Consider the following 13760-nt stretch of genomic DNA (forward strand, 5'->3'; position numbering starts at 1 on the left):
TATAAGGTCTGAACCATGAGTTTGCTCAATATCGGGATGTCGGGACTGTCGGCCAGCCAGTCCTCTTTGGCTACGACAGGCAACAACATTGCCAACGTCGACACCGCCGGTTATTCACGTCAGCAAACCGTGCAGGGCACCAAATCCTCGCAGCAGTACGGCAGCGTTTTCATCGGCACGGGCACGACCCTGGCTGACGTACGCCGGGTCTACAACTCCTACCTGGAATCCCAGCTGCACACGGCGACCTCGCTCAACAGCGAAGCGGCGTCGTACCTGGCGCAGGCCACGCCGCTGGATTCCACGTTGTCCGACACCAACACCGGCCTGACCGGTGTGCTGCAAAAGTTCTTCACGACGATGCAGGGCGTATCGACGTCTGCGACCGATGACACCTCGCGCCAATCGGTGCTGACCGGTGCGCAGGCGCTGACCAGTCGCTTCAATTCCATCGCCAAACAGCTCAACGACCAGAACACCACCATCAACGGCAGCCTTGGCGACATGGCGGCCCAGGTGAACAAACTGGCCACCTCGATTGCCAACCTGAACCAGAAGATCGGCGAGATCTCCACCAGCGGTGGTGCGCCGAACGATCTGCTCGACAGCCGTAATGAAGCCGTACGCCAGTTGTCCGAGCTGACCGGCGCGCAGGTCGTCGAGCGCGGCACCAGCTTCGACATCTACGTCGGCAGCGGCCAGCCCTTGGTCATTGGCAACTCCGCCAACTCCCTGAGCACCGTGCCGCTCAAGGATGACCCATCGCGCATGGGCATCCAGATGGATCGCGGCTCGAGCACCATCGACATCACCTCGGTGATCAGCGGTGGCGAAATCGGTGGTCTGCTGACCTATCGCAAAGAAGTTCTCGATCCGTCGCTCAACGAGCTGGGCCGAGTGGCGCTGGTGATCGCTGATCAAGTCAACAGCCAGCAAGCCCAGGGCATCGACAAGAACGGTGACTTCGGCGCAGCGCTGTTCAACAACATCAACAGTGCCGCACTGATCAGCCAGCGCAGCATCGCGAAGGACGGCAACAGCGCAGGCTCGGGCAACCTCGATGTGACCATCAAGGACAGCGGCAAGCTGACCACCAGCGATTATCAGGTCACGTTCACCAGCGCCACCGACTACTCGGTCAAGCGTTCCGACGGCACCGATCTGGGCACCTTCAGCACCACCACCAATCCACCGCCAGTGATCGACGGTTTCACCCTCGCACTCAAGGGTGGGGCGTTGAGCGCCGGTGACAGCTTCAAAGTGACGCCGACCCGCAATGCGGCCGCGAGCATCCAGACGGTGCTCACCGATCCGAAGAAAATTGCTGCGGCCGGTCCGTTGACCGGTGTCGCCAGCGCCAACGGTCTGGGCAATTACACCCAGCCGACGCTCAGCTCCAAAATCGATATCTACAACCCGACTGCCCAGGCTGACATGCAGGCGGCGCTGAAGAATTCGACGCCGGTCAAACTGGTGTTTGGTGATGTCACCGGTGGCAGCCAGTCTTACAAATTTGTGGATGCCAAGGGCGGCCTCATCAGCAGCGGCACCATCGTTCCCGGTCAATCGAACACGCTGGACCTGAAAGTCGGCATCGTCGATGCCAGCGGCAACCCGGTACTGGACACCAGCGTCACGCCGAACGTGCAGAAAACCTTCTCGGTGCAGACCACCGTTGGCGGCACGCCGAAGCCTGGCGAAACCTTCACCATGAACCTGACCGGCGCGGCGTCGTCGGACAACCGCAACGCGCAAGCGCTGGTTGGCCTGCAGACCAAGCAGACGGTCGATACCGGCTCGGCGAGCAAAGGCATCAGCCTGACCGACGCCTACAACAAGCTGGTGACCAACGTCGGTACCAAGACCGCTCAGGGCAAGTCCGATATCACCGCGACCACGGCGATTCTGGATAACGCCAAAGACGCGCGCGACTCGCTGTCCGGGGTCAACCTGGATGAAGAAACCGGCAACCTGGTCAAATACCAGCAGTACTACACAGCGTCTTCGCAGATCATCAAAGCTGCGCAGGAAACTTTCGCCACGCTGATCAACAGCCTTTAAGGAGTCGTAATTCATGCGCATTTCCACCGCCCAGTATTACGGAACGCAAGCTTCGGACTATCAGCGTAACTTCAACAAGGCTGTCGCCACCGCCAGCGAGGCGAGCAGCCTGCAGCGCATCACCAACGCCTCCGATGATCCGATCGGCGCCGGTCGGTTGCTGCAACTGGGCCAACAGGCGGCGATGCTGGATCAGTACAAGACCAACGTCGACACCACCAAGAATTCGTTGAATGTGCAGGAGTCCACGCTGGATTCCATCACCACCGCGCTGGCCCGCGCCAAGGAACTGGCCCTGGCCGCCAACACCGGCACGCGCACCGACAAGGATCGCCAGGCTTACGCTTCGGAACTGAGTCAGATCCAGCAACAAGTGCTGGGCCTGATGAACTCCAAGGATGCCAACGGCAACTACATGTTCTCCGGTTCGAAGACCGATACCGCGCCGTACTCACAGAATGCCGACGGCACTTACACCTACAACGGTGACCAGACCACGATCAACCTGGGCATCGGCGACGGTATGACGGTCGGTACCAACACCACCGGTTGGGATGCCTTTCAGCAGACCATCAACACCGGCCGCACCAGCACCAACATGACGGCTCCGGCAGTGGATGACGGCCGTGTCGTGCTGTCCAGCGGTACCGTTGGCAATGTGGCCACCTACAACTCCAAGTTCTCCGGTGGTCAGCCGTACACTGTCAGCTTCGTCAGCAGCACCCAACTGCAAATCACCGATGCACTGGGTAACGACGTGACGGCCGAAGCCAGCCAGAACGGGGCGATCGTCAACACCACCGGCACCAACCAGTCGGTCAGCTTCCGTGGCGTCGACCTGAAGCTGAACATCAACCTGAAGGCGGGTGACACCAACCCGGACGCAGTCATTGCCGGGCACAGCTTCCAGTTGTCGACCCAACCTGACTCGTTCACCACCGCGCGCAGCCCGGGCAACCCGTCTACTGCGGTGATTACCGGTTCGACCATCACCGACCAGTCGGCCTATACAAACGCCTTCCCGCAAGGCGGCGCGGTGCTCAAGTTCACCAGCGCCACGGCGTTCGATCTGTATGCGGCGCCAGTCACTGCAGACAGCAAACCCGTGTCGTCCGGCACCGTGGCGGGCGGCAACGCGACCGCTGCCGGCGTGACTTTCGCGCTGGGCAACACGCCGGCCGCTGGCGATCAGTTCTCGATCCAGCCGAACAATCACCAGACCCAGAACGTGCTCGACACGCTGGGCCAGATGATTACGGCATTGAATACGCCGATCGACGGTGATGATGTTGCCAAGCAGAAGTTTCAGGGTGTCATGGAGTCGGGTCTCGGCAACATCGACGCCGCTACCAACCAGATTGGCGCTTCTGTCACCACCATTGGTGCCCGTGGCCAGGCGCTGGAAATGCAAACCGCGACTAACCTGAGCCTGAGTACGGCGAACACCACGACCCAGGGCTCGATCCGTGATTCGGATCCCGCCGAAGTCATGACCCGCCTGACCCTGCAGCAGACCATGTTGCAAGCCGCGCAGTTGGCGTTCAGCAAGATCAGCCAGTTGGGTCTGTTCAACAAGATCTGACGGTTAGCGGGCGCGTGAGCGCCCGTTTGCTCCATCCTTCAAGTAATGTTTTTTAGCGGTTTCCAGGGCTCGCTTTACCGAGCGGGCTCGTACCGCCTGTGAGCCCGCCGTGAATTCACTCCCTCTCGTCAGCCTTGTCATTCCCGCCTTCAATCCACGCTTTTTCGAGCGTGCTTTGCGCAGTGCCGTCAGCCAAGGCTATGGCCATCTGGAAATCATCGTTTGCGATGACAGTCGTGGCGTCGAGATCGAAACCATCGTCTCGAATGTCAGCGAGGAGAGCGGCGTCGCCGTGCGTTATGTACGTAACCCGCGCACATTGGGCCTGGTCGGCAACCTGAAAGCCTGCCTGGATCAGGCGCAGGGCGAATTCATCAAGTTTCTGTGTGACGATGATCTGCTCTATTCCGCCTGTATCGAGCAGCAGGCGCACGAGATGCGCCGTGCCGAGGTCAGCCTGGTGCTGGCGCAGCGACTGCTCTGGGACGCGAACGACATCATCCTGCCTGCGCGTCTGGAGAACACCTCGCTGTCGCCAGTCAGTGGCCTGTTCAAGGGTGACGATCTACTGGCGATATTCGAAAAATTCCCGGTCAACGTGCTCGGCGGATTCAGCAACGCGCTGTTTCGTCGCGCGGACGTTGTCGAGCTGCTGCCGGCCTTGACCGAGGAGGGCGGCGGCTTCGTCGCCAGCCTGGATTTTGCCTTGTATATCTGCCTGCTGCGACGCGGCAACCTGGCGGTATCGAACAATGTGCTGAGCGCTGAGCGTCTTTATCCGGAGCGGCTGAGCGCGCAGCAACCGATGAAGGACGCGATGGACATCGAGCGCGAGTGGCTCTCGCAAATGCTCAAGGTCCGCAACGGTGAGTCGGCGCCGGCGCCAGGCTGGGTGCGTTACATCCCGTTGGCAAAGGCTGATGAGTCGCCAAGGGTTTGGGATGAGCTGCCGTTGAGTCGTACCCTGGGTTCCCGGCAGAGCCGCCAGGAGTGTGGCGTCGGTGTGGACAGCCTGAGTTTCGGCGAACTCTATGCGCAATGGCTGGCGTGCCGGGTGCTGACCGAAGGGCAGCGCAAGTTGCTGCCGGAAACCATCGCCGGTTGGTCGCACCAGCCGCGAATCGTGCCGGTCATCATCGACGACAAAGGCAGTCGCGCCGGTGTGGAGCGTACGCTGGAGGCCCTCGCCAATCAGGATTATCCGGCGGAACTGGTGCTGGTACTGTCCGCGTCCTGTTCCGAAGCGGAGCTGGATGGACGCGTGTTTCGACTGCCGCTGCAAGACGACGGGCTGGAGCAGCTCAATAGCTTGCTGCCGCAACTGGAAGGCGCCGACTGGTTCTATCTGCTGCAACCCGGTGATCGCCCGGTGGCCACGGCGTTGCTGATCATGGCCGACCGGATCGCGCATTCGCGGTCTTTCACCTGCCTGTACAGCGACGAAGGCAGTCTGCGCAATGGCGAGTCGGCAGAGCCTGCGTTCAAGCCGGATTTCAACCTCGACCTCATGCGCAGCTATCCCTACGTCGGGCGGGCACTGGCGTTCAAGCGCGAGCGGGTTCTGGAGTTGGGAGGCCTGGCGTCTGACTTCGCGCAACTGGCGCCTCACGACCTGCTCTGGCGCATGGTCGAGAGCGACGGCACGCAGGTGATCGGGCATATCGCCGAAGTGTTGCTCGAATCGAAGTTCGATCTGTCCCAGTGGCTCACCGATCCGGGTGTTCTGGAGCAGAATCCACGGGTGCTCGATGCGCATCTGCAGCGCCTCGGGATTACCTACGAAACCCGACGTGAGGGCTCTGAGCTGCTCAATCGGGTCGACTATCGCCATGCCCGACGCCCGTTGGTCTCGGTGATCATCGTCGCTCAGGATCAGACGGCAGCCTTGCAGCGGTGTGTCGAAACGCTGCTGGAAAAGACTGCTTACACCGAGTACGAAATTATCCTGGTCGATAGTGGCAGCGAAACCGCCGAAGCTCGGGCCTGGCTCGACGGCATGGGGCAATTGGGCGGAGAGCGGATTCGCGTGTTGCGCTGCCTGCAAAAGCACAACCCTGCCGCCATTCACAACTTTGCCGTGAGCCAGGCGCGTGGCGAGTATGTGTTGCTGCTCAACGCTTTTGCGGTGATCACGCAAGCCGATTGGCTCGACGAATTGCTCAATCATGCGCAGCGCCCCGAAGTCGGAGTGGTCGGCGCCAAGTTGTACGACCCGGACGGCGGGATCTTGCATGCCGGGCTGATTCTCGGCTTGCAGGGGCCGGCCGGGCTGCCGTTCCTCGGGCAACCGATGCAGTCGGAGGGCTATATGTTCCGACTGCAGGCGGTGCAGGATCTGAGCGCCGTCGGCGGTGACTGCCTGATGGTTCGCAAGTCGGTCTTCGAAGAAGTCGCGGGGCTCGACGATCAGGACTTGAAGGTTGCCTACAACGTCGTGGATCTGTGCCTGCGTGTCGGTCGCGAAGGTTACCTGGTGGTGTGGAACCCACATGCCAGGCTGGCTTTGGGCACACGCCCGAGCGCCGTGGCAACGAGCGAAGAGCAACAACAGCACGAGCGCGAGCAGGATACTTTTTACCAGCGCTGGTTGCCGCTGATTGCGCGCGATCCGGCCTACAACGTCAACCTTGCGCTACAGGGTATCGGGGCCACCAACTTCAGTCTCGAGCCGGGTCTGCTGAGCGGCTGGCGTGCGTTTTCCAAGTCGAGTCTGCCCAACGTCCTCGTGGTGCCGATCAACGCGTCTGCCATCGGCCATTACCGCATGAGCCAGCCGATGATCGAGCTGGAGGCAGCCAACCGGGTCGAAGGGCGCATCTGTTACGGCTTGCCGTCGATTGTCGACATCGAGCGTCAGGCCCCCGACGTGATCGTGCTGCAGGGGCGCTACTCGGAGCACGCCATCGATGAAATCCCGCCCCTGAAAAAGTATTTCAGCGCCCGGCGTATTTTCGAGCTGGATGACTATGTCATCGACGTTCCTCATCGCAATGCCCACATCCGCAACATGCCGATCAAGCAGGACATGGAGCGCATGGTGCGTCGGGCGATCGGCCTCTGCGATCGGGTGGTCGTGTCGACGCAACCACTGGCCAATGCGCTGTCGGACATGCACCACGATATTCGTGTGGTGCCGAACATGCTCGCCAAAGACCTCTGGAGCAACCTGCGCAGCCAACGGCGTACGTCGAAAAAGCCACGGGTCGGTTGGGGCGGTGGCACCAGCCACCACGGCGACCTGGCAGTGATCGCGGAGGTGGTTCGCGAGTTGGCCAATGAAGTCGACTGGGTGTTCTTCGGCATGTGCCCGGATGACCTGCGGCCATACATGCATGAGTTCCACGGGGTGATCCCGCTCGACGTGTATCCGGCGAAACTGGCCAGCCTCAACCTCGATCTGGCCCTGGCACCGCTGGAGTTCCACATCTTCAACGACTGCAAGAGCAACCTGCGGCTGCTGGAGTACGGCGCTTGCGGCTATCCGGTGATCTGCACTGACACCGAAGCCTATCGCGGCTATCTGCCGTGCACGCGGGTCAAGACCAACACCACCGATGAATGGCTGCAGGCGATTCGCATGCACCTGGCCGATCCCGATGCCAGTTACCGCATGGGCGACGAGTTGCGTGAGGTGGTGCTGCGCGATTACGTGCTGCGTGGCGACAACCTGCGTTACTGGGAAAATGGCTGGCTGGCGGACTGACCGGTTCCAATCGTTGAAACAGCTCGATGAAAGGGATGAGTCCGGTGACGGATTCATCCCTTTTTTCATGGCTGCAAGTCCTGCGACACATAGCGCACCGAGCTGGCGCGTTTCCTGCAAGTCCCCCTCAAATCGCCATAAAACGAGCGCTCGCGGTCATTGCCCCTGCGCCCGAAACGGCAGAAAGGTTTAGCCAGAAGGCCGCAACGCTCAAGAAAGCGACGCGCAGCGCTGTGACGAACTAGAGGGGAGAGGATGAAGGCAGTTATTTTGGCGGGTGGCCTGGGCACGCGCATCAGTGAAGAGTCGCACCTCAAGCCCAAGCCGATGATCGAGATCGGCGGCAAGCCAATTCTCTGGCACATCATGAAGCAGTACTCCGCCCACGGCATTCACGACTTCGTGATTTGCCTGGGCTACAAGGGGTATGCAATCAAGGACTTCTTCGCCAACTACTTCCTGCACACCTCCGACGTGACCTTCGACATGCGCGAAAACCGCATGGACGTTCACCAGAATTACAGCGAGCCATGGCGCGTGACGCTGATCGATACCGGTGAAGAAACCATGACCGGTGGCCGCCTGGGGCGAGCCGCGCGCTATCTGGAAAATGAAGAAGCCTTCTGTTTCACCTATGGCGACGGCGTTTCCGATTTGAACATCAGCGCGTTGGTCGATTTCCACCTGACTCACGGCAAACTGGCCACCGTCACCGCCGTACAACCGCCGGGACGCTACGGTGCGCTGGATCGCGAAGGCGACCGGGTGCTGGGTTTCACCGAGAAGCCACGCGGGGACGGAGGCTGGATCAACGGCGGCTTTTTCGTGCTGTCGCCCAAGGTCCTGCCGCTGATCGAAGGCGATTCGACGTCGTGGGAATCCGGTCCGCTCGACGGCCTGGCTGCGCGTGGTGAGCTGATGGCGTTTCAGCACGATGGCTTCTGGCAGCCCATGGACACCCTGCGCGACAAGAACCACCTCGAAGCCCTGTGGCAGAGCGGGGAGGCCCCATGGAAGCAATGGGCCTGAGTGCGGATTTCTGGCGCGGCAAACGCGTTCTTGTCACCGGACATACCGGTTTCAAAGGCAGTTGGCTGACCCTGTGGCTGCAAAGCCTCGGCGCGCAAGTCAGCGGTTTCTCTCTCGATCCTTCGACTGAACCGAGCCTGTTCGAACTGGCGCGCGTGCACGAAGGCATCAACGATCAGCGCGGTGATCTGCGTGATCTCGGCGCCTTGCTGGAAATCATCGCTGACACCGAGCCGGAGATCGTTCTGCACCTGGCCGCTCAGCCGTTGGTGCGCGAAGGCTATCGTGATCCGCTCGGCACTTACTCCAGCAACGTCATGGGCACGCTGAACCTGCTTGAAGCGATTCGTCAGGTCGGTTGCGTGCGTGCCTGCGTGCTGGTGACCACCGACAAGGTCTACGCCAACAAGGAATGGCTGTGGCCGTACCGCGAAGACGAAGCCCTCGGTGGTCACGATCCTTACAGCAGCAGCAAGGCCTGCTGTGAATTGCTCGCACAGTCGTATGCCGCGTCGTTCTTCCCGGCCGACAAGTACGCCGAACACGGTCTGGCTTTGGCTACCGCGCGCGCCGGCAACGTTCTGGGCGGCGGTGATTTTGCCCCTGAGCGACTGATTCCCGACGTGCTCAAAGCCTGGACCGCAGACGAACCGGTGACCCTGCGTTACCCGCAAGCCGTGCGCCCATGGCAGCACGCGCTGGAGCCGCTGGCCGGTTACCTGCAACTGGCCGCCGGCCTCTACGAGCAAGGCCCGGAATACGCCGGTGCGTGGAACTTCGGCCCGGGTGAAGCGGACATGTGCAGCGTTGGCGAAGTCGTCGAATTGCTCGCCAGCCGCTGGCCGCAGGCACGTGGTCTGCGCATCGAAAAAAGCGAGTTGCATGAGGCTGGCCTGTTGCGCCTGGACAGCAGCCGCGCGCGCCAAGTGCTCGGCTGGCAGCCACGCTGGACCTTGCAGGCATGTCTGACCCAGACCCTCGACTGGCATTTGGCGTGGCAGAACGGCGATGACATGCGCGGCGTCACCCTCGGCCAACTGAACCTGTACCGAGGCGCGCTGTGAGCGAGTTTTCCCTGAAGGCGTTGCCGTTGGCCGGACTGTTCAGCGTCCAGCACAAACGTTTCGAAGATCAACGCGGGCACTTCGCCCGGCTGTTTTGCGAAGGCAGCCTGAGTGCGTTCGGCAGCGAATTCCATATCCGCCAGATCAACCATTCCTGCACCCGCGAGAAGGGCAGTGTGCGCGGTCTGCATTATCAGAATGGCAACGCGCCGGAAGCCAAACTGATCACCTGCCTGCGTGGGGAAGTGTGGGACGTGGCGGTGGATCTGCGCCCCGATTCCGCGACGTTTCTGCACTGGCACGCCGAACACCTGAAGGCCGGTGACGGGCGCAGCCTGCTGATCCCGGCCGGGTTCGCCCACGGTTTCCAGACCCTCACCGAAGATGCCGAATTGCTCTACCTGCACAGCGCCGATTACGCGCCGGAGCATGAGGGCGGTCTGTCGGTCAACGATCCACGGCTGGCGATTGCCTGGCCGTTGCCTGTCAATAATTTGTCAGCGCGTGATTCCAGCCATCCCGCGCTTGATCAACACTTTGCTGGAGTGCGTCTATGAACTGCCGTGGGTGCGCCGCACCGCTGAGCCTGCCGCTGATCGACCTTGGCACCTCGCCGCCGTCCAACGCCTACGTCCATGCTGATCGCCTGGAGCAGGCCGAGCAGTGGGTGCCGTTGAAAGTCGCGGTGTGCCAACAATGCTGGCTGGTGCAGACCGAGGATTACACCCGCGCCGACAGCCTGTTCGACGCCGAGTACGCCTACTTCAGTTCGTTCTCCAGCACCTGGCTGGCCCATGCCGAACGCTATGTCGCCGAGATGGTCGAGCGCTTCGGCCTGACTGCCGACAGCCGCGTAGTGGAAGTCGCCGCCAATGACGGTTACCTGCTGCAATACGTCGCCGCACGTGGCATCCCGTGCCTGGGTGTCGAGCCAACCCGCAGCACCGCACAGGCGGCGCGGGAAAAAGGCCTGCAGATTCGTGAGCTGTTCTTCGGTCGCGACACCGCCGCGCAGTTGCAAGGCGAGGGCTGGGGCGCTGATCTGATGGCGGCCAACAACGTGCTCGCGCATGTGCCGGACATCAACGATTTCCTCGGCGGCTTCGCCACGCTGCTCAAGCCGACCGGCGTGGCCACGTTCGAATTCCCGCAACTGCTGACGCTGATGGCGGGCGCGCAGTTCGACACGCTCTATCACGAGCACTATTCCTACCTTTCGTTGACGGCCGTGCAGACCCTGTGCGAGCGCAATGGTCTGGAAGTCTTCGACGTCAGCCAACTACCGACGCACGGCGGATCGTTGCGGGTGTTCGTGCAACGCAAGGACGGCCAGCGTCGTCCGGTACAAGCGGCGGTGCAGCAGCAACTGCAAGCCGAACTCGCTGCCGGGGTGAAAACCGCCGAATACTACGCCTCGCTCGCTCCTGCGGCAGAAAGCATCAAGCATCAATTGCTGCGCTTCCTGTTGCAGGCCAAGGCTGAAGGCAAACGTGTGGTCGGTTATGGCGCTGCCGCCAAAGGCAACACCTTGCTCAACTACGCCGGGGTCAAACCGGACCTGCTGGCCTGGGTGGCCGATGCCAACCCGCACAAGCAGGGCAAGTTCCTGCCGGGCAGCCGCATCCCGATTGTTGCGCCTGAGCGTATTGCCCAGGAGCGGCCTGACTACATTCTGGTGTTGCCGTGGAACCTGTTGAGCGAAGTGACGCAGCAGCTGTCTGCTGCCAAGGCATGGGGCGCACGCTTTGTCGTCGCCGTTCCGGAGTTGAGCATTCAATGAGCAGAATTCATTACACCAAACCCAGCGTTGGCGAACTCGAAGCGCAGTATGCCCTGGACGCCGTGCAGAACGGTTGGGGCGCACGTTGCTACGAATACCTGACTCGTTTCGAGCACGGCTTTGCCGAGCATCTGGGCGCCACCTACGCCATCGCCACCTCCAGCTGCACCGGCGCGCTGCACATGGGTATGGCCGCGCTGGGTGTCGGCGCTGGCGACGAAGTGATCCTGGCCAACACCAACTGGATTGCCTCGGCGGCACCGATCACTTATCTGGGCGCCACGCCGGTGTTCGTCGATGTACTGGCGGACAGCTGGTGCCTGGATCCGCAACTGGTCAGAAAGGCGATCACCCCGCGCACCAAGGCGATTCTCGCTGTGCATCTGTACGGCAATCTGTGTGACATGGACGCGCTGCTCGCCATCGGTCGCGAGTTCGGCATCCCGGTGATCGAAGACGCGGCGGAAGCCATCGGCTCACAATGGCGCGGCAAGGCTGCCGGCTCGCTGGGGGCTTTCGGCGCTTTTTCGTTTCATGGCACCAAGACCATGACCACCGGTGAGGGTGGCATGTTCGTCACCTCGGACAAGGCCTTGTATGAGCGGGTCCTGACCCTGTCCAACCATGGTCGCGTGGCGGGATGCACCAAGCAGTTCTGGCCGGAGTTTGTCGGCTTCAAGTACAAGATGAGCAATCTGCAGGCCGCTGTCGGCTGTGCTCAGGTCGAGCGAATCGATGAGTTGATCGAACGCAAACGGGCGATTTTTGCCCACTACGCGCGAGCGCTCGAAGGCGTAGCGGGTGTGTCGCTCAATCCCGAACCGGCCCATGGCCGCAATGGCTACTGGATGCCGACCGTGGTGTTCGATGCCGATACCGGTATCCACCGCGAGCAAATGATCGCCGCCTTTCAGGCCGCCGACATCGACGCCCGGGTGTTTTTCTGGCCGCTGTCGTCGCTGCCGATGTTCAGCGAATACGCGGTCGATACGCCGCTGGCGTTTGCCTTGCCCGAGCGTGCCTTCAACCTGCCGAGCTATCACGACATGACCGACGCCGATCAACAGCGTGTGGTGCAAGTGGTGCTGGATCTGCTGGCGCGCAGGCACACATTGTGAAGATGTATCTGCTGGGGGCCGCCAACCCGGAAGCGGTGCGCATGCTGCACGCCGTCAAGCGCAGCACGCCGAACATCGAATTCGCCTTTCTCGACAACGATCCGCGCAAGCACGGCACGCTGTTCTACGGGGTGCCGGTGCTCGGTGGCTGCGAACTAGTCGGCGAACTCAATGGCGAGGACGTGCGCTTCGTCAATCTGATCACCGGCAGTACCCGGTTACGCTACGAAACCACCTGTCAGCTGGTGGATGCCGGTGCACGCCTTGGCCAGTTCGTTCATCCGGGTATCGACCTGAGCATGATCCGCATGGGGCAGGGCAGTTATCTGCAGGAAGGCGTGCTGATGCAGGCTGAAGTGACACTGGGCGACAACACCAGCATCAGCGCCGGCAGTGTCGTGGGACATGAAGGGCAGATCGGCCACTCGGTGTTCATGGCGCCGGGCGTGTGTATCGCCGGTTGTGTGGAAATCGGCGACGGGACCTTTATCGGCACCAACGCCACGATCCTGCCGCGCCTGCGCATCGGTCGCTGGGTGACCATCGGCGCCGGTGCGGTAGTCACCAAAGATGTTCCGGATTTTTCGGTCGTGGTGGGCAATCCCGCCAGGATCATCAAGACCAACGCAGTGCCTTACCCGGATGCCAGGGTGTTCAGGTAAGCCGTTTCCCGAATTTTTGGAGAGTTGCAATGAATCCGCATGAACAGTTTCGCGAAGAAGTAAAAGCCAACATCGAAGGCCTGCAGAAAGACCAGGCCCTGCAGACCGAGTCTCTCGACTGGGTCGGCACCACGGCCAGACACAAGTACACCTACAACTTCAGCTGGATGGGCCGGCCGATCATTCAGTTCCCGCAGGACATGGTCGCGATGCAGGAAATCATCTGGAACCTGCGTCCGGACGTGATCGTCGAGACGGGTATCGCGCACGGCGGTTCGCTGGTGTTCTACGCCTCGATCCTGGAACTGATCGGGCATGGCGAAGTACTGGGCATCGACATCGATATTCGCGAGCACAACCGCGAAGCCATCGAAGCGCACCCGATGTTCAAACGCATCAGCATGATCCAGGGTTCGAGCATCGATAACGCCATCGTCGATCAGGTGCGCGAGCGCGTGCAGGGCAAAAAAGTGCTGGTGGTGCTGGACTCCAACCACACCCACGAGCATGTCCTCGAAGAACTGCGTCTGTATGCACCTCTGGTTTCGGTGGGCAGCTATTGCGTGGTCATGGACACCGTGGTCGAAGACATGCCGGCCGATGCGTTCCCGGATCGTCCGTGGGGCAAGGGTGACAACCCGAAAACCGCGGTGTGGGCTTACCTGGAAGAGAATCGCGACTTCGAGATCGATCAGGCGATTCACAGCAAATTGCTGATCACAGTCGCGCCGGATGGTTATCTGCGTCGCGTGCGTTAATCG

At 61.3% G+C, this 13760-nt stretch carries 10 protein-coding genes; all 10 read left to right on the top strand.

Annotation, left to right across the window (positions count from 1 at the left end; genetic code table 11):
- Positions 1–15: 15 nt before the first annotated feature.
- Positions 16–2061, top strand: coding sequence for a flagellar hook-associated protein FlgK (gene flgK, locus ACRRSD_RS23010; RefSeq protein WP_435035513.1), 2046 nt, complete (start codon positions 16–18; stop codon positions 2059–2061).
- Positions 2062–2074: 13 nt separating this feature from the next.
- Complete coding sequence (locus ACRRSD_RS23015; RefSeq protein WP_435035514.1) at positions 2075–3643, top strand: flagellar hook-associated protein 3; 1569 nt, start codon at positions 2075–2077, stop codon at positions 3641–3643.
- Positions 3644–3752: 109 nt separating this feature from the next.
- Positions 3753–7346 carry a glycosyltransferase gene (locus ACRRSD_RS23020; RefSeq protein WP_435035516.1) on the top strand — a complete coding sequence of 1198 codons (3594 nt, stop codon included), beginning with the start codon at positions 3753–3755 and terminating at the stop codon, positions 7344–7346.
- A gap of 255 nt (positions 7347–7601) precedes the next feature.
- Positions 7602–8375: a glucose-1-phosphate cytidylyltransferase gene (gene rfbF / locus ACRRSD_RS23025; RefSeq protein ID WP_003222820.1), complete on the top strand. Its 774-nt coding sequence runs from the start codon at positions 7602–7604 to the stop codon at positions 8373–8375.
- Entirely contained in the window at positions 8357–9439 is a 1083-nt protein-coding gene (gene rfbG / locus ACRRSD_RS23030) for a CDP-glucose 4,6-dehydratase (RefSeq protein WP_435035518.1), read from the top strand. The genes rfbF and rfbG overlap by 19 nt, the downstream gene beginning before the upstream one ends.
- A complete protein-coding gene (locus ACRRSD_RS23035) occupies positions 9436–9996 on the top strand; it encodes a dTDP-4-dehydrorhamnose 3,5-epimerase family protein (protein ID WP_123376267.1) in 561 nt (186 codons plus the stop codon). The genes rfbG and ACRRSD_RS23035 overlap by 4 nt, the downstream gene beginning before the upstream one ends.
- The gene (locus ACRRSD_RS23040) at positions 9993–11219 is read left to right on the top strand and encodes a methyltransferase domain-containing protein (RefSeq protein ID WP_435035520.1); all 1227 of its coding nucleotides are present in this window, start codon (positions 9993–9995) and stop codon (positions 11217–11219) included. Before ACRRSD_RS23035 ends, ACRRSD_RS23040 begins: the two co-directional genes overlap by 4 nt.
- A complete protein-coding gene (locus ACRRSD_RS23045) occupies positions 11216–12337 on the top strand; it encodes a DegT/DnrJ/EryC1/StrS family aminotransferase (RefSeq protein ID WP_435035521.1) in 1122 nt (373 codons plus the stop codon). Before ACRRSD_RS23040 ends, ACRRSD_RS23045 begins: the two co-directional genes overlap by 4 nt.
- Positions 12334–12999 (top strand): acetyltransferase, encoded by a 666-nt coding sequence (locus ACRRSD_RS23050; RefSeq protein ID WP_038363794.1) that lies wholly within the window; start codon positions 12334–12336, stop codon positions 12997–12999. The genes ACRRSD_RS23045 and ACRRSD_RS23050 overlap by 4 nt, the downstream gene beginning before the upstream one ends.
- 29 nt (positions 13000–13028) lie before the next feature.
- Entirely contained in the window at positions 13029–13757 is a 729-nt protein-coding gene (locus tag ACRRSD_RS23055) for a cephalosporin hydroxylase family protein (protein WP_435035522.1), read from the top strand.
- Positions 13758–13760: the final 3 nt, after the last annotated feature.

The sequence above is a fragment of the Pseudomonas neuropathica genome (assembly GCF_051174785.1).
GTDB classification, from domain to species: domain Bacteria; phylum Pseudomonadota; class Gammaproteobacteria; order Pseudomonadales; family Pseudomonadaceae; genus Aquipseudomonas; species Aquipseudomonas neuropathica_A.